This is a genomic window from Micromonospora psammae, assembly GCF_036902725.1.
GTDB lineage: Bacteria > Actinomycetota > Actinomycetes > Mycobacteriales > Micromonosporaceae > Micromonospora.
Genome location: NZ_JBAKHM010000004.1, coordinates 39025 through 64125 on the forward strand (window position 1 = coordinate 39025; position 25101 = coordinate 64125).

The 25101-nt window shown below is 70.6% G+C and carries 20 protein-coding genes; 18 read left to right on the forward strand and 2 right to left on the reverse strand.

Annotated features, from left to right (window positions below; all coding sequences use genetic code 11):
- Positions 1–387: 387 nt before the first annotated feature.
- The 4 genes from V6U79_RS08725 to katG all read left to right on the forward strand — a co-directional run bounded on the left by V6U79_RS08725 (position 388) and on the right by katG (position 5237).
- Positions 388–1887 carry a SulP family inorganic anion transporter gene (locus V6U79_RS08725; protein ID WP_334521818.1) on the forward strand — a complete coding sequence of 500 codons (1500 nt, stop codon included), beginning with the start codon at positions 388–390 and terminating at the stop codon, positions 1885–1887.
- On the forward strand, positions 1887–2351 hold the full coding sequence (locus tag V6U79_RS08730; protein ID WP_442933278.1) for a MerR family transcriptional regulator: 465 nt from the start codon (positions 1887–1889) through the stop codon (positions 2349–2351). The genes V6U79_RS08725 and V6U79_RS08730 overlap by 1 nt, the downstream gene beginning before the upstream one ends.
- A gap of 158 nt (positions 2352–2509) precedes the next feature.
- A complete protein-coding gene (locus tag V6U79_RS08735; protein ID WP_334521821.1) occupies positions 2510–2938 on the forward strand; it encodes a Fur family transcriptional regulator in 429 nt (142 codons plus the stop codon).
- Between the two features lie 22 nt (positions 2939–2960).
- On the forward strand, positions 2961–5237 hold the full coding sequence (gene katG / locus V6U79_RS08740) for a catalase/peroxidase HPI (protein WP_334521824.1): 2277 nt from the start codon (positions 2961–2963) through the stop codon (positions 5235–5237).
- 132 nt (positions 5238–5369) lie between these two features.
- Here katG and V6U79_RS08745 read toward each other — a convergent pair whose 3' ends face one another.
- On the reverse strand, positions 5370–5963 hold the full coding sequence (locus tag V6U79_RS08745; RefSeq protein WP_334454921.1) for an NADPH-dependent FMN reductase: 594 nt from the start codon (positions 5961–5963) through the stop codon (positions 5370–5372).
- Positions 5964–6077: 114 nt separating this feature from the next.
- On the opposite strand from V6U79_RS08745, the gene V6U79_RS08750 reads away from it, so the two are divergent.
- From V6U79_RS08750 to V6U79_RS08770, 5 genes are all read left to right on the forward strand, one after another.
- Positions 6078–6917: a helix-turn-helix domain-containing protein gene (locus V6U79_RS08750; protein ID WP_334454923.1), complete on the forward strand. Its 840-nt coding sequence runs from the start codon at positions 6078–6080 to the stop codon at positions 6915–6917.
- Positions 6918–7387: 470 nt separating this feature from the next.
- Positions 7388–8611: a macrolide family glycosyltransferase gene (locus V6U79_RS08755; protein ID WP_334521827.1), complete on the forward strand. Its 1224-nt coding sequence runs from the start codon at positions 7388–7390 to the stop codon at positions 8609–8611.
- A 3-nt stretch (positions 8612–8614) separates the two neighbouring features.
- Positions 8615–9106, forward strand: coding sequence for a hypothetical protein (locus V6U79_RS08760; protein WP_334521830.1), 492 nt, complete (start codon positions 8615–8617; stop codon positions 9104–9106).
- Positions 9103–10047 (forward strand): hypothetical protein, encoded by a 945-nt coding sequence (locus V6U79_RS08765; protein ID WP_334454927.1) that lies wholly within the window; start codon positions 9103–9105, stop codon positions 10045–10047. Before V6U79_RS08760 ends, V6U79_RS08765 begins: the two co-directional genes overlap by 4 nt.
- A 303-nt stretch (positions 10048–10350) precedes the next feature.
- Complete coding sequence (locus V6U79_RS08770) at positions 10351–11463, forward strand: FUSC family protein (protein ID WP_334521833.1); 1113 nt, start codon at positions 10351–10353, stop codon at positions 11461–11463.
- A gap of 66 nt (positions 11464–11529) precedes the next feature.
- On the opposite strand, the gene V6U79_RS08775 is transcribed toward V6U79_RS08770, so the two are convergent.
- Positions 11530–13812, reverse strand: coding sequence for a hypothetical protein (locus V6U79_RS08775; protein WP_334521836.1), 2283 nt, complete (start codon positions 13810–13812; stop codon positions 11530–11532).
- A 361-nt stretch (positions 13813–14173) separates the two neighbouring features.
- On the opposite strand from V6U79_RS08775, the gene V6U79_RS08780 reads away from it, so the two are divergent.
- The 9 genes from V6U79_RS08780 (at position 14174) to V6U79_RS08820 (ending at position 25092) form a co-directional block, all read left to right on the forward strand.
- Positions 14174–15136, forward strand: coding sequence for a helix-turn-helix domain-containing protein (locus V6U79_RS08780; protein ID WP_334521839.1), 963 nt, complete (start codon positions 14174–14176; stop codon positions 15134–15136).
- Between the two features lie 188 nt (positions 15137–15324).
- Positions 15325–17073: an FAD-dependent oxidoreductase gene (locus V6U79_RS08785; RefSeq protein ID WP_334521842.1), complete on the forward strand. Its 1749-nt coding sequence runs from the start codon at positions 15325–15327 to the stop codon at positions 17071–17073.
- Positions 17070–18131 (forward strand): maleylacetate reductase, encoded by a 1062-nt coding sequence (locus V6U79_RS08790; protein ID WP_334521845.1) that lies wholly within the window; start codon positions 17070–17072, stop codon positions 18129–18131. Before V6U79_RS08785 ends, V6U79_RS08790 begins: the two co-directional genes overlap by 4 nt.
- Entirely contained in the window at positions 18128–19021 is an 894-nt protein-coding gene (locus tag V6U79_RS08795) for a hydroxyquinol 1,2-dioxygenase (RefSeq protein WP_334521848.1), read from the forward strand. The genes V6U79_RS08790 and V6U79_RS08795 overlap by 4 nt, the downstream gene beginning before the upstream one ends.
- A 3-nt stretch (positions 19022–19024) precedes the next feature.
- Entirely contained in the window at positions 19025–20215 is a 1191-nt protein-coding gene (locus tag V6U79_RS08800; RefSeq protein ID WP_334521851.1) for a thiolase family protein, read from the forward strand.
- Positions 20216–20218: 3 nt separating this feature from the next.
- Positions 20219–20917, forward strand: a complete 699-nt coding sequence (locus tag V6U79_RS08805; RefSeq protein WP_334521854.1) for a 3-oxoacid CoA-transferase subunit A — start codon at positions 20219–20221, stop codon at positions 20915–20917.
- Positions 20914–21567, forward strand: coding sequence for a 3-oxoacid CoA-transferase subunit B (locus V6U79_RS08810; protein WP_334521857.1), 654 nt, complete (start codon positions 20914–20916; stop codon positions 21565–21567). Before V6U79_RS08805 ends, V6U79_RS08810 begins: the two co-directional genes overlap by 4 nt.
- 23 nt (positions 21568–21590) lie before the next feature.
- Complete coding sequence (locus V6U79_RS08815) at positions 21591–21857, forward strand: nuclear transport factor 2-like protein (RefSeq protein ID WP_334521860.1); 267 nt, start codon at positions 21591–21593, stop codon at positions 21855–21857.
- A gap of 1021 nt (positions 21858–22878) precedes the next feature.
- Positions 22879–25092 carry an ADP-ribosylglycohydrolase family protein gene (locus tag V6U79_RS08820; RefSeq protein ID WP_334521863.1) on the forward strand — a complete coding sequence of 738 codons (2214 nt, stop codon included), beginning with the start codon at positions 22879–22881 and terminating at the stop codon, positions 25090–25092.
- The last annotated feature ends 9 nt before the right edge of the window (positions 25093–25101 follow it).

A 25101-nucleotide genomic window follows, 5' to 3' on the forward strand; every position in this document is an offset into this window, starting at 1 on the left:
GGATTCACCGGCGGCCACGAACCCGAACGGCAACCCGGCCCAGGCAGCCGGGGACGGGGGACGGGGGACGCTCGAGCGCCGTCGCGGATCGGGTGTGAGCTGCGGGTGCTCACCGGCGGGCCCGGCCTGCTTCCGCCCTTCGGAACCCGGGCACCGAACGCATGATGATCATCACGTCTGGCGAACCCTACCCTGACGCGAGGGTAGGGTTTCGGGGTGGTCACCGGAGCGAGCCCGACGCCTCGTGCCGGGCGACACCGTCGCTGCTCTGGCGAGCAGGCCCCAGGAGTCGAAGCAGAAGGAGCCGGTTGTCGCCGGTCTGCGAACAGCTGTGCCGCGGGGCTGGAACTGTGCGCGTCCGAGGGGCGCCCGAGTGGAAATGGCTCTATGTCTTCTGTGCTGTCCGCGGTCAACCGGCCGCGCCTGTCCCGTCCGTCCTGGCTGTCGCCGAAGGTGTTCCGCACCGAGGTCCTCGCCGGCCTGGTCGTCGCCCTGGCGTTGATTCCGGAGGCGATCTCCTTCTCGATCCTGGCCGGGGTCGACCCCCGGGTCGGGCTGTTCGCCTCGTTCACCATGGCGGTAACCATCGCGATCTGCGGGGGCCGGCCGGCGATGATCTCCGCCGCCACGGGAGCGATCGCCCTCGTGGTCGCCCCGTTGGCGAAGGAACACGGTCTGGACCACCTGATCGCGGCGGTGATCCTCGGCGGCGCGATCCAGATCCTGCTCGCGGCGCTCGGCGTGGCGAAGCTGATGCGGTTCATCCCGCGCAGCGTCATGGTCGGTTTCGTCAACGCCCTCGCGATCCTGATCTTCGCCGCCCAGGTTCCGCACCTGCTCGGTGTGTCGTGGCTGGTCTACCCGCTCGTCGCGGCGGCCCTGGTGATCATGGTCGGGCTGCCCCGGCTCACCAGGGCCGTCCCGGCGCCGCTGGTCGCCATCGTGGTGCTGACCGTGGTCACGGTGGCCGCGCACCTGGCGGTGCCGACCGTCGGTGACGAGGGGGCCCTGCCGGACAGCCTGCCCACCCTCGGGCTGCCGCAGATCCCCTGGACCATGGACACCCTCACCCTGATCGCCCCCTATGCCCTGGGAATCGCGCTGGTCGGACTGATGGAGTCGTTGATGACCGCGAAGCTGGTCGACGACATCACCGACACCCCCTCCAGCAAGACCCGCGAGTCGTGGGGACAGGGCGTGGCCAACATCGTCACCGGGTTCTTCGGCGGGATGGGCGGCTGCGCCATGATCGGCCAGACGATGATCAACGTGAAGGCGTCCGGTGCCCGGACCCGGCTGTCGACCTTCCTGGCCGGTGTGTTCCTCCTGGTCCTGGTCGTCGCGCTCGGGGACGTGGTCGCGGTGATCCCGATGGCCGCGCTGGTCGCGGTGATGATCATCGTGGCGGTGTCGACGTTCGACTGGCACTCGGTCGCCCCGAAAACGCTCAAGCGGATGCCGTACGGCGAGACCCTCGTCATGCTCGCCACCGTCGCCACCACCCTGGCCACTCACAACCTCGCGATCGGCGTCATCGTCGGCGTGCTCACCGCCATGGTGATCTTCGCCCGGCGGGTCGCCCACCTCGTCGAGGTCACCAGCGTGCTCGACCCCGACGGCACCACCCGGATCTACTCCGTACACGGTGAGCTGTTCTTTGCCTCCAGCAACGACCTCGTCAGCCGGTTCGACTACGCGGGCGACCCCGGCACCGTGGTCATCGACATGTCCCACGCCCACGTCTGGGACGCCTCCTCCGTCGCCGCCCTCGACGCGATCACGCAGAAGTACGCCGCTCGCGGCAAGTCCGTCGAGATCATCGAATTGAACAAGCCCAGCGCACGCATGCACGACACCCTCGCCGGCCAACTCGGCGTCGGCCACTGATGGCCATCCCCCGTCGCGACGCCGGGCCGGAGCGGCACGCCTCCGGCCCGGCCACCGGTCGCCTGATGCAGATCGGAGAGGCCGCCGAACGGGTCGGGCTCAGCATCCGCACCATCCGCCACTACGAGGAGGTCGGCCTGATCGTCCCCTCCGCGCGCAGCGACGGCGGCTTCCGCCTCTACACCGAGTCCGACCTCGATCGCCTCGCCGTGGTCAAACGGATGAAACCCCTCGGCTTCACCCTCGACGAGATGCGGGATCTGCTCGTCGTCCTCGACGCCCTCGAGACCGCCGCCGGCGCCGACCGCGCGGCCCTGCTCGACCGGCTCGCCATGTTCCACACCGCCGCCGCCACCCGGGTCAGCGCCCTACGCGACCAACTCGCCATGGCTGAAGGCTTCGCCGGGACGCTGCACGACAAACTCGACCATCACGGCAACAACCCGCCTGAACGGGATCGGTGACCACTGCTTCATGAGGGGACACCCCTCGGCGGTGCCGGTGCTGCCCCGGTAGCTGGGGCCTGGTCATCAGCCGGGCGACCAGGGTTGCGTCGAAAATGTGGGGGTTGAAGCCGAATCTAATCTGGATTTGTTCCAGAAGAGTGGGCTAGGGTCATCACATGACGTCCGACTTCGAGGCTCAGCTACGGGCTGTCTCGTTGCGCGTCACCCGTCCCCGGCTGGCGGTGCTCGCAGCGCTGCGCGACCATCCGCACGTCGACACCGACACGGTGATCGCGCTGGTACGGACGGCTCAGCCCACGGTCTCCCACCAGGCGGTCTACGACGTGCTTCGTGCGCTCACCGACGCCGGTCTGGTGCGACGCATCCAGCCCGCCGGTGCGACCGCCCGGTACGAGTCGCGGGTGGGGGACAACCACCACCATGTCGTGTGCCGCTCCTGCGGCGCGATCGCCGACGTCGACTGCGCCGTGGGCGATGCTCCATGTCTCACCGCCTCGGACGACCACGGGTTCGTGGTCGACGAGGCGGAGGTCGTCTACTGGGGTACCTGCCCCGACTGTGCGGCCGAACGTACCTCCCAGTGATCCGCAGCTCGGAAGGAAGCAGATGAGCGACACCCAGGACCACACCCCCTCCAGCGCGCAGGGCGTGGACAAGAAGGAGGCGGCCGGCTGCCCGGTCGCCCACGACTCCGTGACCGCGCACGGCAGCGAGAGCGAGAACCCGGCGATCGACTCGCCGACCCCGAAGACCGGGGGTCGTCCGCGCACCAACCGGGACTGGTGGCCCAACCAGCTCGACCTCTCGGTGCTGCACGCCCGCTCCTCCAAGAGCAACCCGCTGGGGGAGAGCTTCAGCTACGCCAGGGAGTTCGCCAAGCTCGACGTCGAGGCCCTCAAGCGGGACATCACCGAGGTCCTCACCACCTCGCAGGACTGGTGGCCGGCCGACTTCGGCCACTACGGCGGCCTGATGATCCGGATGAGCTGGCACGCGGCGGGCACCTACCGCATCCACGACGGCCGCGGCGGCGCCGGCGACGGTGGTCAGCGGTTCGCCCCGCTCAACAGCTGGCCGGACAACGCCAACCTCGACAAGGCCCGCCGGCTGCTGTGGCCGGTCAAGCAGAAGTACGGCCAGCAGATCTCCTGGGCCGACCTGCTCGTGCTCGCCGGCAACGTCTCCCTGGAGTCGATGGGCTTCAAGACCTTCGGCTTCGGGTTCGGCCGGGAGGACGTCTGGGAGCCCGAGGAGATCTTCTGGGGTCCGGAGGACACCTGGCTCGGCGACGAGCGCTACGTCTCCGAGAAGGAGATGGCGGTTGACGTCGGGGCGACCGAGATGGGACTCATCTACGTCAACCCGGAGGGTCCCCGCGGCAACGCGGACCCGGCCGCGGCGGCGCACTTCATCCGCGAGACCTTCGCCCGGATGGCGATGAACGACGAGGAAACCGTCGCCCTCATCGCCGGTGGACACACCTTCGGCAAGACCCACGGCGCCGGCATCGCCGACGACCACGTGGGCCCCGAGCCCGAGGCCGCCCCGCTGGAGGCGCAGGGCCTGGGCTGGCTGAGCACCTACGGCAGCGGCAAGGGCCCGGACACGATCACCAGCGGTCTCGAGGTGACGTGGACCGACCGGCCGACGCAGTGGAGCAACCGCTTCTTCGAGATCCTCTTCGGCCACGAGTGGGAACTCACCACCAGCCCCGGCGGCGCGAAGCAGTGGGTCGCCAAGGATGCCGAGGCGATCATCCCGGACGCCCACGACCCGGCCAGGAAGCACAAGCCGACGATGCTCACGACCGACCTGGCGCTGCGCGTCGACCCGGCGTACGAGAAGATCTCGCGCCGCTTCCTGGAGAACCCGGACGAGTTCGCGCTGGCGTTCGCCAAGGCCTGGTACAAGCTGCTGCACCGCGACATGGGCCCGGTCAGCCGCTTCCTCGGGCCGTGGGTGGCGGAGCCCCAGCTGTGGCAGGACCCGGTGCCGGCCGTCGACCACGAGCTGGTAACTGACGCCGACGTGGCCGCTCTCAAGGCGAAGGTCCTCCAGGCCGGCCTCACGACCGCCCAGCTGGTCTCCACCGCCTGGGCCTCCGCCGCCAGCTACCGGTCCACCGACAAGCGCGGCGGCGCCAACGGCGCCCGGATCCGGCTCGAGCCGCAGCGCAGCTGGGAGGTCAACCAGCCGGAGCAGCTCGCGACGGTCCTGGAGACCCTCGAGGGCATCCAGCGGGAGTTCAACTCCGGCGGCGGCGCGCAGATCTCACTCGCGGACCTGATCGTGCTGGCCGGTTCGGCCGCTGTCGAGAAGGCGGCGCGCGACGCCGGCGTCGAGGTGACCGTGCCGTTCCGGCCGGGCCGCACCGACGCCACCCAGGAGCAGACCGACGTCGAGTCCTTCCGGGTCCTCGAGCCGCGCGCCGACGGGTTCCGCAACTACCTGCGTCCCGGCGAGAAGACCCAGCCGGAGGTGCTGCTCGTCGACCGTGCCTACCTGCTCAACCTGTCCGCGCCCGAGATGACCGTCCTCGTCGGCGGCCTGCGCGCCCTCGGGGCCAACGTCGGCGGCACGCGGCACGGCGTCCTCACCGACCGGCCCGGCGTGCTCACCAACGACTTCTTCGCCAACCTGCTCTCCCCGGGCACCCGGTGGAAGGCCTCGGAGTCCGACGAGCACGTGTACGAGATCCGGGACCTGGCCACCGATGAGGTGAAGTGGACCGCCACCGCGGTGGACCTCATCTTCGGCTCCAACTCCCAGCTACGGGCCCTCGCGGAGGTCTACGCCAGCCAGGACGCGCGCGACAAGTTCGTTCGCGACTTCGTCGCAGCCTGGACCAAGGTCATGGAACTCGACCGGTTCGACCTCGCCTGACCCGGCTCCAGCCGACGAGCCCCGGTCGATCCACCAGCGATCGACCGGGGCTCGCCTGCGATGGGATTCGGTCATCTGGGGCGGGCATCACCGCTGGCCGGGCGAGTCTGGCCTGCTCCTTGAGTGATCCCTTCAGGCCGGGTATGGCGCCGAGTTGCGTGCCGCACCCAGGGCGGCGGCCCACCAGGCGAGCTGGTCCAGCAGGGTTTTGGCATATCCGGGCGCCTGGGGGTCCAGCGGCCGACCGTCTTCCCACGCTGTGCGGTAGTTCGGGAACGCCAGACCATCGCGGATTGTCACGGCGTGCAGTTCGGTGAGCACGTTCTCCAGGTGGAGGACAGCGTGGCGCCCGCCAGCCGCACCCCCGTAGCTGACGAAAGCGACGGGCTTGGCCGTCCACTGGGTGAAGTGCCAGTCGATGGCGGCCTTCAGGGACGCGGGGTAGCTGTGGTTGTACTCCGGCGTGACCATGATGAATGCGTCCGCGTCCGTGAGGTGGGACGTCAAGGACGCCATTTCGTCGGGGCGCGGGTACGAGTCGCCGGCGAACTTCGGTGAGGCTGCGGGCAACGACAGCGGGATCTCGGCGTCGGCGAGATCGACGACGTCGATGTCGAACCCGCCGTGCTCGCGCGCTTGGTCGGCGACCCAGGAGGCGACGACAGGCCCGAACCGGCCCTCTCGAACGCTCCCGATGATGATGACCAACTTGTGCTTCTCGCTCATGGGCTCCACGGTCCATCGTCCGGACGTCGGCAACCAGACCGGGCGCAGGCTGGCCCTCGTGGGGCCACCCTGCGGGGTTCGATGCGCCGGGGAGACCGCGCTAGGCTCCCGAACATGAGCACGCCGCTGGGCGACTTCATCCGCGCCAAGCGCGACACCATCCAGCCGGAATCGTTCGGACTGCCTGATCGTGGCCGCCGTCGGTCTCCTGGGCTACGACGCTCAGACCTCGCCGCGCGCGCCAGGATCAGCGTCGAATACCTCACCCGCATCGAGCAGGGACGAGACCGTAACCCGTCCCCTGCGGTGGTCAATGCTCTTGCGGACGCCTTGAGCCTCGATGCCGCCGAACGCAATCACCTGCGCCACCTCGCCAAGATCACCGGTGGAGGGTGCGCAGGGCGCGGGCGGCCGGCCCCGCCCAACCGCCAGGTCCGGCCCACCGTGTTGGAGACCCTCCGACTCCTTGAGCCCGGCATCGCATTCGTCACGAACCGCCTGGGAGACGTGCTCGCATACACGCGCGAGTTCGAGCTGCTGATGCGTGGGATCGGGCTGCTCGAGAGCGGGACGCCGAACCTGACGCGCTACGTGTTCACCAATCCGCACGCCCGGATCTTCTTCCCGGACTGGGACCAGGTGGCCGACGAACGAGCGTTCGAACTGTGGCTCGGGCCGTCTGCGGAGACCTCCGAATGGTTCAGGGCCGAGCTCGCCCCGTTGGCCGGCAAGGAGTTCACCCGACGACTCAACCGCCACCTGCCCCCACCGCACGTCCCGCTTCGGGTCAACCACCCCATTGCGCACGAGCTTCGGTGGCAGCGAGAGAAGCTCGAGTTGCCGAAAAACGACGCACAGGAGCTGGTCGTTCTCCTGCCCGCTGATGACGCGACGGCGCGGGCCATGGAGCGGCTGCGTCACCAACCCGACCGTATTCTTCGCGCGGTTGTTTAGCTCATGGCATTGGCCCTTCGCCCATTACCCGCTACCGACTGGCCCTTGCCGAAAAAGGTGAGGGCAGGCGCGGCCCGTCAGGCGAGCAATCCGGAACTGCTGACGCACGTCACGCTCGAAAGGTCTCGTCCGGGACCAGTACCGCACCCCGGGTCGCCGAGCCGTTCGGCCATCAGGGCTCGCAGGTCGTCGCGGACCGCGTCGGCGTCCCGCACCGCCCGTTACAACAGGCGTCGCATCGCATCCGGGCGGCATGTCCGGCCTGGTGAGTGAGCTGCCGAAACGTCGTGACCTCAAGATCGATGGCCTTGTGGTGCGGCTCGACCCGCTCGAACCTGCCCGCGAAACGAGGCGAGTACCTTGTCCGCGCCCTGTCCCGTCCGGTGGCGTCTACGCTGTTACCGAGAAGGGCGGATCATGATCGTTACATGGTGCCGGGCACTGACGCCTTCCTTGTCCGGGGTCGGCCGATGAGCGCAGTCGCATTCCTCAACATCGCCATGCACGGGCACATCAACCCGACGCTGCCGATCGTGGCCGAGCTTGTTCGTCGTGGCCACTCCGTCACCTACCACACGACGCCCGCCTATTCAGAAAAGATCGCGGCCACCGGCGCGCGAGTGCTCCTCTACTCCGGGGATGACATACCGCTTTCCGGCCCGCCAACGCCGGTCACGCTGATGGAGCAGCTTGCGCGCACCGCCGTACGCGTGCTGCCCGCCGTCCTCACCGATTTGCGCGGCGCCCGGCCCGATCTGATCGTGCACGACTCCGCCTGCCTGTGGGGGCCGGTGGCCGCCCGGGAACTCGACGTGCCGGCGGCGGCGTCGTTCACCACGTTCGCGTTCAACCGGCACGTGCCCAGCCCCACCCGCGGCTCCTGGGAGTTGCTCGCCGCGGCGGCGGCCCTGCCCCGCCCCGCCGGGGGATACCTGAGGTCGCGCTGGGAGCTGCGCCGCCGGTACGACACCCGTGGGATACCCCTGGTCGACCTGGCGAACATCCGTCAGCCGCTCAACCTGGTCTACACCTCGCGGGCGTTCCACCCCGAGGCCGACAGCTTCGACCAGTCCTACCGGTTCGTCGGACCGAGCACCGGCGCCCGCCCAGCCGACTCGTCGTTCCCGGTCGACCGGCTGCGGGACCCGGTGCTGTACGCCTCGCTGGGCACGGTGTTCGGCGCCGACCCCCGGCTGCTGCGCAGCTTTGCCGACGCGCTCGCCCCGCTGGGTGGCACCGTGATCGTCGCCACCGGACCCACCGATCCCGCCGCGCTCGGTCCGCTGCCGGCGAACGTGATCGCCCACCGCTCCGTACCGCAGCTGGAGGTGCTGTCCCGCGCAGCGCTGTTCATCACCCATGGCGGGGTGAACAGCGTCAACGAGGCTCTGGACGCCGGCGTCCCGATGCTGGTGGTCCCGCAGGGCGCTGACCAGTCGTTGGTGGCTTCCCGCATCGTCGAGCTCGATGCCGGCCTCGCGATCCGCACCGAGGACGTCAACGCGGAGGTCGTGCGCGCCCTCGCCCGGCGCCTGCTCGACGAGCCCCGATTCCGGGCCGCTGCGAGCACCCTGCGGGTCGCCCAGCGCGAGGCAGGCGGCTATTCGCGCGCCGCCGACGAACTCGAGCGCTATGTGCAGCAGACCGGCCGGGTCACTCAGCCGGTCTCTGCCGATCTGCCACCGCAGGGCTGACCGATGTCCCCCCTCGTCGCCATCCTGCTGCTGTTCGCCGGGCTGTCCGAAGCCGCCGGGCGTCTCGTGCCCGTGGTGGCACGCCTGTCTGGCGTGTCGCGCACCAGGGTGGTCGGGTTGATGCTGGCCGGCGCCGTGGTCGACGGCGCGGTATTCGCGCTCTGGCCACTGTCCGCGTGGACCCTTGCCGAGCTGGTGCTGCCCACCGCACCGTCCGACGAGGCCGCGCTGGTCTGGACACCAGGCCTGGTTGCCCCGCTGCTGCTTGCCGCAGTCCTCGCGTTCCCGCTGCTCGGGCCGCTGCTGCACCTGCTGCTCATGGTGGGAGTGGGGGCCGGCCTCGCTGGTGCGCTCGCCACGGTGGCCGGGGTCGGCTGGTGGGATGCCGCCGGCTGCCTAGCCATCGCGGGAGTCGGGCTCGGCGTCGCCGTCGAGGGCATCCGCCGCCTGGTCGTGAGGCTCAACAGGCCAAGAGCACCGGAGCCGCAAACATGATCGAGCTTGCGCTCCTGCTGCTGCTCGGCGGGATCGGACTGGTCCTGCTCGCCGAAGCTCTGCTCGCCCGCTACGAGGTGCTGGTCTATGCCGCGGGCTGGCGGACTCCCACCATCGCACGCCCCAAGGGCATGCCCCCCGCCCGGGGCGCGGACCCGGACCGCCCCCCGGACGCATACCTGGTCTATCTGGACGGTATCGGGAAACGCCGCTTCCACGACACCCGCGACGGCGGCCGACTGGTCAAGTCCCTGATCGACGGGGCGCCGGAGCTCAGGGTGCTGGGCCAGGTGCAGCCCTACTCGCCGCTGGCCCTTCCGCTCGCCGACCGGCCGGTGTGGGTATGGCTGCGCCGCCACATCGGGCTGGTGCTGTTCCTGCACAACGTGATGCAGATCTTCGTCGCCGCCGACCGCCGGTACCGTCCCCTGTACAACCGCGCCGTCGGCTCGCAGATCGCCACTCAGCTCCGGCTCGCCGGTTACCGGCGTGACAGCGGGATCCCCGTGGTGATGCTCAGTTACAGCGGCGGCGCCCAGGTCGCCACCGGCGCGGTGGACGAATTGTGGTCCCAGCTGCGCTCCCCGCTCTGGCTGATCACTCTGGGCGGGTTCCACAACGGCGCCAACGACATCAGCCACGCCCAGCACCTCGACCGGCTCACCAGTGCCGGCGACCGGATCGAGCGAGTCAGCAACTGGATGTTCCCGCAGCGGTGGCGGCTGTTCCGGTGGAGCGGTTGGAACCGGGCTGACCGGGCAGGGAAGATCACGGTGCACTGGCTCGACCCGGCCACCCACGTCGGTCCGCGCAGCTACATCAGCCCGGAGGCTCGGCTACCCGATGGCCGCAGTTACCTCGACCGCACAGCCGACACCGTGATCGCGCTGATCCGGGATCGCCTCAGCGCGACTGCGAGAACCGACGACCCGCTGTCTTGAACGGACGAGGCCGGTGACCTGAAGGGTCGTCATCTGGCGTCTCTCCCTTGATCGGTCGATCACCCGTTATTCGTACGGTCGCGGTATTCCGCTCGCAGATCGCCATTGGCCGTGTGTGGCGCGCAGTCACGGGTAAAGCGCAGCATGCGTCAACAGGTGCCACGGCGCCGAGACCTGAAGCGGAGTCCCGGCTCGCGCTGGGAGCGGTTCGTGCGGGCGGGTGGAGGGGGTGCCGCCGAGGACCGGCTCGTCCAACGGCTCAAGGTGCGAGAGCGGGCGGTCCGGGTGTACGGCGGAGGCATCGTGGCCCTGCAGGCGGGCATCGCTGCGGTGGCCGCTTGGCTGCTGTCGCACGAACTGACCGGCAATCCCAGTCCCGTGTTCGCCCCGCTCGCTGCCGTCGGGGCTCTGGCCGTGTCGGTGGGCCAGCGGGTACGGCGGTTCGTCGAGCTGGTCGTGGGTGTGGCGCTGGGGGTGCTCGTTGGTGATGTGCTGCTGTCTCTCATCGGCACCGGGCCCTGGCAGCTCGGCCTGGTTGTCGTCATGTCGATCCTCGTAGCCTTCGCACTCAGCAGCCGGGCGGCGGTGGTGATCCAGACGGCGAGCACGGCAGTGCTGATCACCACCTTGAGCCCGCAGGCCCCGAACGTGGAGTTTTCCCGGTTCATCGACGCGCTGCTCGGCGGTGGGGTCGCACTGATCACGGCGATCCTCCTGCCGGTGAACCCGTTGAGAGTGGTCCGGCGTGCCGCCGGACCGGCGCTGCGAACGCTGGTCGAGCAACTGACGGAAACGGCAGAGGCGTTGTGCGAGCGCGATATCGAGCGGGCGATCCGTGCCCGGGACCGATTGCGCGGTAACCAGGAGGAACTTCGGGTCCTGCGGGAGGCGGTCGCGGGCGCACGGGAGGTGACCCGGCTGTCTCCGTTCTCATGGCGGCACCGGCACGGTGTGCTCAGTCACTACGCCCGAACCGCCGAACCGTTGGAGAGAGCGATGGGCAGCAGCGGGGCACTGATCCGGCGAGCCGTCACTGTCATCGAGGACGAGGAGCCGGTCTCGGCAAGGATGATCGACGCGGTTCTCGCTCTTGCCGAGACGGTACGGATACTTCGGGACGAGTTCGCGGCTCGACGGGAGCCCCGCGACGCGCGGGCGAAAGCCCTGCAAGCCGTTCAACATGCCGGCACGGCGTACGGGGAGGACATTGGTTTCTCCGGAACCGTCGTCCTCGCCCAGATACGCACCGCGGCCAGCGACCTGCTCGTCGCGTCCGGCTTGTCCCAGGCGGAAGCCAACAGCCAGGTCCGGTGCGCCTTCGGCAGGCTGCCGGATCCGTCGCCACGAGCCCGGCAGAGCGAGGCCACCGGCGATCATCCGCAGGTGACGCCGGACGCGTCGGCCCGGCGGCTCTGATCGAGACCTCAAGGCCCTGGCGTCAGGGGAGCCGGGCCTGATCGGGGAGGGCCGGGGCGGGCGAATTCATCGTCCGGCCGGTGGGTCGGCCGGATGAGGCCCTGGACCCATCGGTGCGCCGAGGCGCCCGACCAGCTCGCGCGCCGCCTCGATGTACGGCTCGTCGGACTCGAGCGGCCCGTGTCCCCTGATCGGTGGTGGGACGCTGTCGTCGGGTGGGACGACCACGTCGCTCGGGTCTCGGAGGCGGCGGTCCACGGTTGCCGCCGGACCGGTGACGGTGAGCGGCTCGTCCGGCCGGTGGGCGGAGAAGATCCATCCGCCGATCGGGTCGGTGTCGCGCCACAGGTTCAACCATCGCCAGCCGACTCGATCACCCACGTCGTGCAGCAGGTCGTCGTCGATGTAGGCGGGGAAGAGTCGGGCGTAGAACCGGCGCAGTGGTGAGTTATAGGTGAGTAGGGCGACCCGGCCGCTGACGTGGGGCGGCAGTTGGAGGACGGTGGCGGTGACCAGTACGGAGCCGTGGCTGTACCCGGCGATCAGGACGGCGTTGCCGCTCTCGACCAGGTAGGTGATGCGTCGTGCCAGCTCCGGCACGGCCCGCTCGGCGTAGCAGGGCGGCGCGAAGGGGTGGGCGGCGCGAGGCCAGAAGGTGGCCAGGTCCCAGAGCACGCCGACGTGGCGCCGGAACCCGGCGGTCCGATAGGCGAAGATTCCGCCGATGACCAGACTGAGCATGGTCGCCGCGATCAGGTAGCTGCCCATCCCGATGCCGAAGTCGACCAGGCCGGCCGGCACCCCTGCATACCGCTCGATTGTTTCGCCTGGATACAGCCCCAGTAGGTCTACTGCGGCGTTTGCCGCGCTGAGTCCGGCGAGGCAGGCGTAGACCACGGCCAGCGGTATCAGCCATTCGCTGAACCGGGCCCGGACGATCGCCTGCTGCACCTGCCGCAGCCGGGGCGCGGCCTCCCTCGGCGGGTCCGGGAAGTCGCGTGCGACGATCGCGGCCGCCGCGCGGGAGCGGTCGCGTCGGGAGATCACGACCACCACACCGGCGACGACCAGCGTGATCAGCGCCGCCCGGAAGAAGCCGTAGATCGCCCAGGTGTACGCGGCTGCTGGGCGGGGGACCAGGTCTTGTGGGACTGGGGCTGATGCGGTGCGGTCCAGGTAGTCGGCCACCCGGTGGACGAGTTCGGCGGAGAACGCCACCGCGATACTTGCGGCCGCGGTCGCGGTGATCAGCGCGCCCAGCCCGAGTAGCGGCGGGCGACCCGACTGTCGGTTCGGGCGCCACAGCAGCGCGGCGGCCAGGGCGGCCAGCAGCCCGGCATGAGCGACGAACAGCCAGGTCAGGGTCGAGCCGTAGCCGGGCAGGCCACCCCCTTCCTGCCAACGCGTGGGACTGGCCAGGACGTGGGCGCAGACCGCGACGGTGAGACCGATGGCGATCGTCCGCAGCAGGCGGGCGGCGTCGTCGAGCCGCCGGTTCGTGGGGGCCCGGTCGATCAGCGGGGGGGTGCAGAGCAGGGCCACACAGGTGGCCAGGACGCCTCCCGCTGCCGCGGCCAAGCCGATGGTGGTGGCGGAGCCGCCCTGAGCGGCCCGGGCGAACAGCAGGCTGGCGTCCAGTGTCGCGAACGCCGCAGCGACATGGATCGAGCGGAGCCGTCCCACCAGCGGCTCGGCGTCCCACTGGCCGACCGCGCTGAGCGGATGCCCGGACACCCTGCTCTCCGGCGGGCGGAACGCCGTGAACGACCGTCCCGGGCGCGTGCTGACCCACCAGATCAGGCCGATGGCGGCGGTCGGGACCAGCGCGAGCACGGCCAGCCGCAACCCGGTGGGACGTCCACCCAGCCAGGACAGCCAGTTACGACCGGACATGCAGGCCGGGGAGGACATGCACTGCCAGGCGACCAGGTCCAGCGTGACACCGACGACGGCGAGCACGTACAGCACGGTCAGGGTGAGGCCCAGCACCCGACACAGAGATTTGACCACCGTGTCGGAAGCCGGGTTCCCCGGGCGCATCCAGACCGCGAGGTTGAGCAGCATGAACGGCAGCAGGAACAGCAGCGAGAGGGTCCGAACCGCGGTGCCGGAGGGCAGGTCACTCCACCGGTACGCCTCCAGGGTCACCCCACCCGCGCCGTCGGCGTCCGGGCAGCAGGGCCGGGACTGGGGCCGGTAGAAGCCCGCGCTGCCATCCCCCGCGACCTGCTGCACGTTCGGTCGGTCCAACACCTGGGCGGCACCTGCGGCGGCGATCCCGTGCACCCGCAACTCCACCACGTCGTCCGGCATCGCCGGCCCGTTCACTCCCGCTGGTCCAGCTGGCATCGACCCTCCGAGACATCTCGGCAGCCCCACCGCAGGTGGCGGGCTGAGGATGGTCCCGCCGGCCGGGTGGAAGGCGGATCTACCCCACCCGGCCGGCTCTAACCCTGGGGCGCGGGACCAGTGCCGTACGGCACGACCACCGCGCCCACCGACCCGGGCGGTCGGCGAGAGACACCGGTCGCAAACGCCCGTCGGCCTTCAGTTGCAATTGAGAGATCCGCTGGCGGATTGTGCTGGCCCAGAAAGCGACAACGCATCCATCGGCGTTAGGGAATGTGTGTAAGCGGCGCATTCCGCAAAGTGAATGATGTGTCATTCATCGCGCTAGGATGGCTTCAGGATCGGGCCGAAGACAGTGGGGGTGACCGTGACGACGGGTTCGGCGACGGCCCGGCGGCCGGTGAGCTTCAGCACCGGGGGGCTCCCGGAGGCCCAGCGGATCGCGCTGTGGGAGGACCACAACGCGCACGCGCTGATCGGCCTGCGGTGTCACACGTTGGGCGGGGCGCCGTTCGACGCAACCGAGCTCAACCTCGAGCTCGAGCAGTTGCATCTGGCTCGCGTCCGCAGTAACGCGCACGTCGTGGAACGTCCGGCCGAGGTGATCCGCAAGCATCCGGCGGACGCGGTCGCGGTCTATCTGACCCTCGTCGGGGAGGCGTTCTTCTACCACGACGACGGAGTGCTCACCCTGCGCCCGGGGCAGGCCCTCATCTGTGATGCCGATCGTCCGTTCATGCGCGGCTTCTCGCGCGGCCTGGAGGAACTCGCGATCAAGGTGCCGCGTCCGCTCTTCCGCGAGTTGACCGGCCTCACATCGCTCAGCACCCCGCTGGTGCGCGATTTCGCCAAGGGTGACGTTCCGGCACGGACGTTCGCGAGGCTGATCGACCGTGCCCTGCGCCCCGAGGGAGGCGAGCCCGTCGACGAACGGATCGCCCTCGACCTGCTCGCGAGCATGGCCGGCAGCCGTCCGGCCCAGCTCGGCACGGTGCATCTGGCCAACGCGCGGACGTTCATCGAGGATCACCTGACCGACAGCCGCCTGACCGCCGCCCGCGTCGCAGCCGGGATCGGCATCAGCGAACGCCACCTGTCCCGGGCGTTCGCCGCCGCCGGCACCACTGTCCCGCAGTTCGTGCTGGCGCGGCGGCTGGAACGCGCCCGCGCGCTGCTCGGGTCCTCGCCGCAGTTGCCGGTCGGTGAGGTCGCGGCGCGCTGCGGCTTCGGTTCGGCCACCCACTTCTCGCAGGCGTTCCGGGCGCGCTTCGGCATGCGGGCCACCGACCTGCGTCGGCAGGCCCGCGCGGGCCGGCTCGGTTAGTTCTCGGATTCCGCCACACCTTCGTCTTTCCGCCGTATTACGGCTTCAGCCCTTGCTGGGGCGGCGGAGCACCGCCGCACACTTGTCGAGCGAGTGGCCAGGACCACACGCCGAGCAGTGGAGTGGGGGATCTGATGGCAGTGTTCAGCGACGGGATGGCCGAGACGCCGCTACCTCAGGGATCGACGGTGACGACCGACGTCGTCGTCATCGGCTCGGGCCCGGCGGGCGCGGGAGCAGCGTTGTTCCTGTCCACGCTGGGAATCCCGAACATCATGATCACGAAGTACCGGTGGACGGCCAACACGCCGCGGGCGCACATCACCAACCAGCGCTCGATGGAGGTCTTCCGGGACCTGGGCATCGAGGACCAGGTGCTCGCCGACGCCACTCCGCACGAGCTGATGGGCGACACCGTCTTCTGCACCTCGATCGCCGGCGAGGAGATCGGGCGGATCCTCACCTGGGGTACGCATCCCGCCCGGCAGGCCGACTACCGCCTCGCGTCACCGTGCCTGCCGGTCGACATTCCCCAGACCCACCTGGAACCGATCCTGCTGCGCAACGCCGTGACGCGAGGTACCCAGGCCCGGTTCTCCACCGAGTACCTGGGGCACCGGCAGGACGCCGACGGCGTCAGCGTCGAGGTGCGGGACCGCCTCACCGGCCAGGTGTACACGATCCGGGCCAAGTACCTCATCGGGGCCGACGGCGCCCGCTCCAAGGTCGCCGCCGACCTCGGCCTTCCGATGGAAGGCGCGATGGACATCGCCGGTTCGATGAACATCACGTTCAAAGCCGACATCGCGGCATACTGCGACCACCGGCCGTCGGTGCTCTACTGGGTGATCCAGCCCGGGTCGAACGTCGGCGGCATCGGGGCCGGGCTGGTGCGGATGGTGCGGCCCTGGAACGAGTGGCTCATCGTCTGGGGCTACGACATCAGCCAACCCCCACCGGTCGTGGACGAGGCCGCCGCCGTCCAGATCGTGCGCAACCTGCTGGGGCTGCCCGACATCGAGGTGGAGATCACCGGCACGTCGCTGTGGGGCAACAACGAGATGTACGCGACCCATCTGCAGTCGGGGCGGGTGTTCTGTGTCGGGGACGCGGTCCACCGCCACCCGCCGAGCAACGGTCTGGGGTCGAACACCTCGATCCAGGACTCCTACAACCTCGCCTGGAAGCTGGCGGCCGTCCTCCGTCAGCAGGCCGCGCCTTCGCTGCTGGAGACCTACTCGGTGGAGCGGGCGCCGGTGGCCAGGCAGATTGTCCAGCGGGCGAACAGGTCCAGCCGCGAGTTCGTCCAGTTCTTCGAGGCGCTGGGCCTGCTCGACGCCAAGGACGAGGCCGAGATGGCCGCGCGGATCGAGGAGCGCAAGGCCAACACTCCCGAGGGGGCGGCCAAGCGGGCCGCGTTGATGTCGGCCATGGAGCTCAAGCACTACGAGTTCAACGCCCACGGTGTCGAGCTGGGGCAGTTCTACGAGTCCGAGGCGGTGGTCTCCGACGCCACCCGCCGGCCGGAACCGAGCCGGGACCCGGAGCTGTACTACGAGCCTTCCACGGTCCCCGGATCCCGGCTGCCGCACGCCTGGGTGGGCGATGCCCGGCACAAGGTCTCCACGCTCGACCTGGCGCCGATGACCCGGTTCACCGTGTTGACCGGCATCGCGGGGGAGCCGTGGGTGGCGGCCGCCGAGAAGGTCGGCCAGGAGCTCGGTGTGCCGCTGGAGGCCGTGGTGATCGGCCCTGGGCGCGAGGTGACCGACCTGTACTACGACTGGGCGCGGGTGCGGGAGGTCGAGGAGGACGGCGTGCTCCTGGTACGCCCGGACAAGCACATCGGCTGGCGGTCGATGCGGTTGGCCGCTGATCCGGAGCGGGCGCTGCGCGAGGCGATGTCGGCGATCCTCGGCCGGGGTGATGCGGCGTGAGAGTCAGCTTCACGCACGAGACGCTGCCGCAGCGGGTGGTGTTCGCCTCCTACCAGGCGGCGGGTCACCTCGCCGACGAGGTGGCCCGACTCGGCGCCGCCCGCCCGATGGTGATCGCCGCGGAGGCCGACAGCGCGTTGGCCGACCCGTTGGTGGCCGACCTGCCGAACGCGGTGCGCCACACCGAGGTGGTGATGCACGTGCCCACCGAGGTCGCCGAGCGGGCCCGTACGGCCGCCGAGAAGCACGACGTCGATGCCATCGTGAGCATCGGTGGCGGCTCCACCACCGGCCTGGCCAAGGCGGTGGCGCTGACCACCGGGCTGCCCATCGTCGCCGTCCCGACCACGTACGCGGGCTCCGAGGCCACCAACGTCTGGGGACTGACCGAGGGCGGCCGCAAGACCACCGGGGTCGATCCCCGCGTGCTGCCGCGGTCCGTCGTCTACGACGCCAGCCTGATGCTGTCCCTGCCGGTGCCACTGAGCGTGGCCTCCGGATTGAACGCGCTGGCGCACTGCGTCGACTCGATGTGGGCGCCGCGGGTCGACCCGATCGACCAGGCGCTCGCGCTGGAGGGCATCCGCGCCCTTCGCCAGGGACTCCCCCTGGTCGTGCGTGATCCGCAGGGCATCGAGGGGCGTGAGCAGACGCTGTACGGGGCCTACCTGGCCGCCGTGGCGTTCGCCTCGGCCGGCTCCGGGCTGCACCACAAGATCTGCCACGTGCTCGGCGGGATGTACAACCTCCCGCACGCCCAGACCCACGCCGTGGTGCTGCCGTACGTCCTCGCGTTCAACGCACCGTCGGTCCCCGACAGCGCGCAGCGGATGGCGGCGGCCTTCGGTGCGGCGTCCGCCCTGGACGGGTTGCGGCGCCTGCGCGAGCAGGTGGACGCACCGCGCGCCCTGCGCGACTACGGGCTGCGCGAGACCGACATCCCGGCCGCAGTCGACGCGGTCCTGGCGGTCGTGCCGCCGAGCAACCCGACGCCGGTCACCCGCGAGAACCTCGCGGACCTGCTACACCGAGCATGGGACGGAGGGGAGCTGGCATGAGCCCCGAGCAGCAGGACCGTGAGTCACAGCTGGTCGAGCGGGTGGTCGCGTCGTTCGACAACGCGCCGGATCCGCGGGTCAGGGAGCTGATGCAGGCGCTCACCCGGCACCTGCACGCCTTCCTGCGGGAGGTGCGGCCGACCGAGCAGGAGTGGCAGCGCGCCATCGGGTTCCTCACCGCCGTCGGTCACATCACCGACGACCGGCGTCAGGAGTTCATCCTGCTCTCCGACGTCCTGGGCGCCTCGATGCAGACCGTCACCGTCAACAACGAGGCGTACCGCGACGCCACCGAGGCGACGGTGTTCGGCCCGTTCTTCGTCGACGGCTCGCCGAAGATCGAGCTCGGCGGTGACATCGCGGCCGGGGCGTCCGGGCAGCCGTGCTGGGTCGAGGGCACGGTCACCGACACCGACGGCAACCCGGTGCCGCATGCGCGGATCGAGGTCTGGGAGGCCGACGAGGACGGCTTCTACGACGTCCAGTACGGCGACGACCGGGTCGCCGCCCGTGGCCACCTGTACAGCGACGCGGACGGCGGCTACCGCTTCTGGGGGGTCACCCCGACGCCGTACCCGATCCCGCACGACGGACCGGTCGGCCGGCTGCTGGCCCTCACCGGCCGGTCCCCGATGCGGGCCTCACACCTGCATTTCATGATCCAGGGGGAGGGTTACCGGACCCTGGTGACCCACATCTTCGTCCGCGGGGACGAGCTGCTGGACCGCGACAGCGTCTTCGGAGTACGGGACTCGCTGGTCAAGGACTTCGCGCCCCAGCCGGCCGGATCCCCGACCCCCGATGGCCGCGACCTGGGAGACCGCGCGTGGTCACGCGTGCGGTTCGACATCGTCCTGGCGCCCGCGACCGCGGCTCACGAGGAGGCCTGACCCATGCCCACCGACGTGTATCTGTACGACGCCGTCCGCACCCCCTTCGGCCGCTACGGCGGCGCGTTGGCCGGCGTGCGGCCGGACGACCTGGCGGCCCACGTGCTGCGGACGCTGGTCGAGCGCGCGCCCGCGCTGGCACCGGACCGCGTCGACGAGATCGTGCTGGGCAACGCCAACGGCGCCGGGGAGGACAACCGCAACGTCGCCCGGATGGCCGGCCTGCTGGCCGGCCTGCCGACGTCGGTACCGGCCACGACGGTGAACCGGCTCTGCGGCTCCAGCCTGGACGCCGCCATCGTCGCCTCCCGCCAGATCGCCCTCGACGAGGCCGACGTGGTGCTGGTCGGCGGTGTGGAGTCGATGAGCCGGGCGCCCTGGGTGCTGCCCAAGCCGGAGAAGGCGTACCCGGCCGGGGACGCGGCGCTGGTGTCCACCACCCTGGGCTGGCGGCTGGTGAACCCGCGGATGAACCCGGAGTGGACGGTCTCGCTGGGCGAGGCCACCGAGCTGCTCGCGATCCGCGAGCAGGTCGACCGCGACGCGCAGGACGCCTTCGCGCTGCGCTCGCACCAGACGGCCGCCCGCGCCTGGGAGTCGGGGTTCTACGACGACCTCGTCGTCGGCGTGCCCGGGGTGGACCTCGCCCGCGACGAGTCCATCCGGTCCGACACCAGCCTGGCGAAGCTCGCCGCGCTCAAGCCGGTGTTCCGCAAGCAGGACGGCACGGTGACCGCCGGGAACTCCTCGCCGCTCAACGACGGCGCCTCCGCGGTGCTGCTGGGCAGCCCGTCCGCCGAAGAGATCGTCGGTCGGGCGCCGCTGGCGCGCATCGCCGGTCGCGGGGCTGCCGCGAACGACCCGCAGTATTTCGGGTTCGCGCCGGTGGAGGCCGCCAACCTGGCGCTCAAGCGCGCCGGCATCGGCTGGGGTGACGTGGGTGCGGTCGAGCTGAACGAGGCGTTCGCCGCCCAGACCGTGGCGTGCGTCAACGCCTGGGGCGTCGACCCCGACATCGTCAACGCACACGGCGGCGCCATCGCCATCGGTCACCCGTTGGGCGCCTCCGGCACCCGCGTGCTCGGCACGCTCGCCCGCTCGCTGTGCGCCTCCGGCCAGCGGTGGGGGGTCGCCGCGATCTGCATCGGTGTCGGGCAGGCGCTCGCCGTGGTCCTCGAGAACCTGGACGCCTGAGCCATGGCCAGCATCCTGGAGGACCCGACCGCGGCGGTGGTGGGGATCCCCGACGGCGCCACGGTGATGATCGGCGGATTCGGCACCGCCGGCCAGCCGGTCGAACTCATCGAGGCGCTCATCGCGTGCGGCGCCACGAATCTCACCGTGGTCAACAACAACGCCGGAAACGGCGACGTGGGCCTGGCGGCGCTGATCCGTGCCGGCCGCGTACGCAAGATCGTTTGCTCCTTCCCCCGCCAGCGGGACTCCTGGCACTTCGACGAGAAGTACCGGGCCGGTGAGATCGAGCTGGAGCTCGTTCCGCAGGGCAACCTCGCCGAGCGGATCCGCGCCGCGGGTGCCGGCATCGGAGCCTTCTACACGCCCACCGGCTACGGGACCTCGCTGGCCGAGGGCAAGGAGGTCCGGGAGATCGACGGAAGGCACTACGTGCTCGAGTACCCGCTGCGAGCGGACTACGCCCTGGTGAAGGCGCACCGGGCCGACGAACTCGGCAACCTGGTCTACCGCAAGACCGCGCGCAACTTCGGGCCGATCATGGCGGCGGCCGCGACGACCACGGTCGTGCAGGTCGAGGAGTTGGTGCCGGTCGGTGCGCTCGACCCGGAGGTCATCGTCACGCCGGGCATCTACGTCGACCGCATCGTCCAGGTGCCGGCGCCCGTGCCGGTGCCCGAGCCGGTCGGAGCGGGCCAGTGACCGGGGTGGGCCGGCGCGGCCTCGGCAAGGACGAGCTCGCCGCCCGCGTCGCGCGCGACATCCCGCACGGAGCCTTCGTGAACCTCGGCATCGGGCTGCCGACCCGGATCAGCAACCACCTCTCCCCGGGCAGCGGCATCGTGCTGCACACGGAGAACGGCATGCTGGGCATGGGGCCCGAGGCGCAGGGGGACGCGATCGACCTCGACCTCATCAACGCCGGCAAGGTTCCCGTGACCGAACTGCCCGGCGCCTCGTACTTCCACCACGCCGACTCCTTCGCCATGATGCGCGGCGGCCACCTGGACGTCTGCGTACTCGGCGCCTACCAGGTGTCGGCCCGCGGTGACCTCGCGAACTGGCACACCGGCCGGCCCGACGACATCCCGGCCGTGGGCGGCGCGATGGACCTCGCCATCGGGGCCAAGGAGACGTTCGTGATGATGGATCTGTTGTCGCGGGACGGGGTTGCGAAGCTGGTGCCGGAGTGCACCTACCCGTTGACCGGTGTGGGCTGCGTCAGCCGCGTCTACACCGACCTCGCGGTGTTCCTCATCGAGGACGAGGGCGTGGCGGTACGGGAGCTGTTCGACTGCACGTTCGACGAACTCGTGGGTCTTCTCGAGGTCCCGCTGCTGGACCGGACCTGAACCGCAGCAGACTGTTCACCGAGGTGGGTGGCACGATCAAGCAGATCGAGCACCACTACCCGCACTTCAACGGGGTCTTCTCGGGCGGCGACACCGTGGTGTGCGAGGGCGCCAGCCACGGCGAGCACCGGGACGGACCGTGGCGGGCGGGGGTCCCCGAGTGGGGCGCCGGACGCTGGTGCGACGTGTTCGAGATCCGGGACTGGAAGATCCAGCGCGTCTTCATCTACCTCGATCCCGACTACGCCGGGCAGGACACCGCCCGCTACCCCTGGCTGCAGCAGGGGTGAGCCGAGCCGGCCTGCCCGGCGCGCCGACCGCCGCGACCGGTGGGAAGGCCGCGGAGCAGGAGGGTGCGGGCGGGCTTCTCGACGCTCGTGGGCGGCAGCCAGGCCAGCGCGAGGGACGGGTCCGTACGCGCTGATCGAGGGCCTTCCGGTCGTCGACGGGGCGCTGCCGACCCGGTTCGCGCTGGCGCTCGTACCCCTGGTGGCGACGCTGTTCGTGCTGGCGGCGGACCGGGCGTTGGCGTCACCCCTCGCGCCGGTGCGGTTCACGGTGCCGCGGCGGTGCTGCTGGCGGTGCTGTCCGTCGCGCCCGCGCCGCTACCGGCCACCCAGCGGACGCCGACGCCCGACTGCTTCTCCAGCGGGGCCTGGCAGCGAGTGCGTCGAGCCGGGCCGGGTGCTGGTGCCCGTGCCGCTGCCCACGCCCCGGGAACCCTGGACGATGGGCTGGGCGGCGGCCGCCGACGCCCGGTTCGCGATCCCGGAGGGCTTCTTCATCGCCCCCTACGGCGCCGGTGGACGCGCGTCGGTTGGCACGTACCCCAGCCCACCTCGCAGCTGCTGGCCACGGTGGCGGAAACCGGGATGGTCCCCCGGATCAGCCCGGAAGACCGCGCCCGGGCCGGCTGGGACGTGCGTTTCTGACGGGCCTCGTGTGTGGCCGCCGCGGTCGAGGGGCCCCGGTCGGCGGCCCTGCGCGACACGCTGGAGGCGCTGTTCGGTCCGCCGACGCTGATCAGCGACGCGTTCGTGTGGCGCGTCGAACCCCGGAGGTGACGTGGTCGTCCGCGAGTGTCGCCCACACCGTCGCATCGACGAAGTCCGCAACCCTTGCGCAACCCCGAAATGGCTCACAACAATCTTCTCCATCGGCTTTCCTCAATTAGCCGTCGGGCGTGCCGGTATATGCCGACAGCGTCTGTCCGGAGTGGGAACCGTCGTCGCAGGAGCGTTTGATCAGGCGCTTTTCCGTCCATCAGCAGTGGAGAATTCGATGAAGCGATTCCGCCGAAGGTGTGCCGTCGTGGCGACTGCCGCGCTGCTCGCGTCGTCGTCCGCCGCCGCCGTCGCCGCGTCGCCGGCGACCGCCGCGGCCCCGGTCGACCGGGTCGCGTACGCCGACAAGCTGCGGGCCATGTGGCAGGGTGAGGCGCTCGCCAACTGGACCGGGCTCACCACCGAGGGGCTCCGCGTCACCACACCGTTCTTCACCGACGCCGACTGGGGCACCCGGCTGGGCGACGGCAGGAGGATCGACTACGTCGTCCAGGATCCCTGGGGAGCCGACGACGACACCGACATCGAGTACACCTACCTGCACGCGATGGCCAGCACCTACCGGGACGTACGGCTGACCCCGGAGCAGATCGCCACCACCTGGCAGCGGCACGTCAACCGCTACATCTACGTCTCGAACAGCCGGGCGCGGACCCTGATGGGGGAGAGGGCGCTGCCGCCGGCCACCGGCATGAACGTCGCCAACACCCATTCCCTGCGCATCGACGCGCAACTCACCACCGAGTTCTTCGGCGCGCTGGCACCCCGGATGCCGGAACAGGCGTTGCGCCTGTCCGAACTGCCGATCCGCACCACCGCCGACAGCTACGCGGCGCACGCGGCGCAGTTCTTCGTGCTTCTCTACTCGCTGGCCGCGGCGGTCGACACCACCGCCCCCCGGCGCGACCAGATGCTCTGGTTGACCCGCGAAGCCCGCCGGTACCTGCCGAACGGCTCCAAGAGCGCCGACGTCGTCGACTTCGTGCTGGCGGACTTCCTGGCCAACCCCGACGTCGACGACTGGGAGTCCACCCGCGACAAGATCTACCAGCGCTACCAGGCCAGGGCGGGCGAGAAGGGCTTCGTCTACCGGGACTGGTACGAGTCCAGCGTCAACCTGGCCACCGGCGTGCTGGCGCTGCTCTACGGCCTCGGCGACTTCAAGCGCACCGTACGCATCGGCACCCTCAGCGGATGGGACTCCGACAACCCGACCGCCACCCTCGGTGGCCTGCTCGGCCTGCTGTACGGCACCGCCGAGTTGCGGGCCCAGTTCCCCGACCGCGTGCTCTCCGACCGGTACCACAGCCTGCGCACCCGCGACGCGCTCCCCGACTTCCTGCCCGGCGACCCGGCGGCGGAGGACACCTTCACCCTGATGGCGCAGCGGATGCTTCCCCTGGTGGATCAGGTGGTACGCGAGGCACGCGGCAGCGCCGGTGGCGGCGGCTGGGGCATCCCGGACCGGGCACCGGCGCCGAGCGATCCGGCCTCCCTCGCGGCGGCCAACCCGCTGGTCGAGCTCCACCGGCGTAGCGCCAACAACCAGGTCCGCAGGGCCGGTGGTGCGGTGTGGGCCAACCTGGATCCGGCCGGGAGCACCGATGGCGGAGGCGTGTCGTACGCGTCGGCCATCGCCGACGGGCGGGAGGCCGACTTCTCCGGTGTCGAGCCGTCGCAGCACCAGGCCCGGTACGTCTCGGCGCGCGGCTCCGGCGGCACCCAGACCTTCACGGTCACCTACGACCGGCCGGTCTGGGTCCACACCGTCCGGGTGGTTGCCGGCGCTGCGGCGGGGCTGCGGTCGGCGAGGGTGCAACTGCGCGGAACGGACGGTGTCTGGCGCGACGCGGCGAGCGGTTCCGTCTGGTCCCGGCCCCTGAGCGGGCGCCCCTACCAGCAGAGCGACCTGCAACTGGACCGGGCGGTCACGGCCACGGGTGTCCGCCTGATCGGTGATCTCGGTACGAATCCCTACACCACCCTGGCGGAACTGGACGCGTTGAGCGCTCCGGGGCCGGGCGCGACGACGGTCATCGAGGCGGAGAGCCTGTTGCCCACCCTGCGGTCCACCGCTCCCGCCGGGCGGCAGGAGAACTGTTGCGGCGTGACCTGGTCGGCGGACGCGCAGGTGCTGTTCCAGGGCGACTCGGTGGGCGACACCTTCTCTCTCACCTTCAACGCGCCACGGGCCGGACGGTACGACCTCGGCCTCTCGTACACCCGGGCCTGGGACTTCGGGACGCAGCGCACCCGTCTCGACGGCCGGGACCTGGGCACCTTCTCCCACGGCCTGACCGGCGGTGGCGTCGACACGGCGCGCCGCGACCACGGCGTGGTGGAACTGGCCGCCGGCACCCACACGCTCACCTTCGAGGTGACGGGCAAACCAGCGTCCTCACCGCGGTACGGATTCGGGCTGGACGCGATCGACCTGCGCTATCTCGGTCCGCTCGGCTGACCCGCCACC

Bases quoted from the DNA above. Each gene is read 5' to 3' on its own strand.
- V6U79_RS08725 (WP_334521818.1), top strand. From the start codon at position 388: ATGTCTTCTGTGCTGTCCGCGGTCAACCGGCCGCGCCTGTCCCGTCCG.
- V6U79_RS08730 (WP_442933278.1), top strand. From the start codon at position 1,887: ATGGCCATCCCCCGTCGCGACGCCGGGCCGGAGCGGCACGCCTCCGGC.
- V6U79_RS08735 (WP_334521821.1), top strand. From the start codon at position 2,510: ATGACGTCCGACTTCGAGGCTCAGCTACGGGCTGTCTCGTTGCGCGTC.
- katG (WP_334521824.1), top strand. From the start codon at position 2,961: ATGAGCGACACCCAGGACCACACCCCCTCCAGCGCGCAGGGCGTGGAC.
- V6U79_RS08745 (WP_334454921.1), bottom strand. From the start codon at position 5,963: ATGAGCGAGAAGCACAAGTTGGTCATCATCATCGGGAGCGTTCGAGAG.
- V6U79_RS08750 (WP_334454923.1), top strand. From the start codon at position 6,078: ATGAGCACGCCGCTGGGCGACTTCATCCGCGCCAAGCGCGACACCATC.
- V6U79_RS08755 (WP_334521827.1), top strand. From the start codon at position 7,388: ATGAGCGCAGTCGCATTCCTCAACATCGCCATGCACGGGCACATCAAC.
- V6U79_RS08760 (WP_334521830.1), top strand. From the start codon at position 8,615: ATGTCCCCCCTCGTCGCCATCCTGCTGCTGTTCGCCGGGCTGTCCGAA.
- V6U79_RS08765 (WP_334454927.1), top strand. From the start codon at position 9,103: ATGATCGAGCTTGCGCTCCTGCTGCTGCTCGGCGGGATCGGACTGGTC.
- V6U79_RS08775 (WP_334521836.1), bottom strand. From the start codon at position 13,812: ATGCCAGCTGGACCAGCGGGAGTGAACGGGCCGGCGATGCCGGACGAC.
- V6U79_RS08795 (WP_334521848.1), top strand. From the start codon at position 18,128: ATGAGCCCCGAGCAGCAGGACCGTGAGTCACAGCTGGTCGAGCGGGTG.
- V6U79_RS08800 (WP_334521851.1), top strand. From the start codon at position 19,025: ATGCCCACCGACGTGTATCTGTACGACGCCGTCCGCACCCCCTTCGGC.
- V6U79_RS08805 (WP_334521854.1), top strand. From the start codon at position 20,219: ATGGCCAGCATCCTGGAGGACCCGACCGCGGCGGTGGTGGGGATCCCC.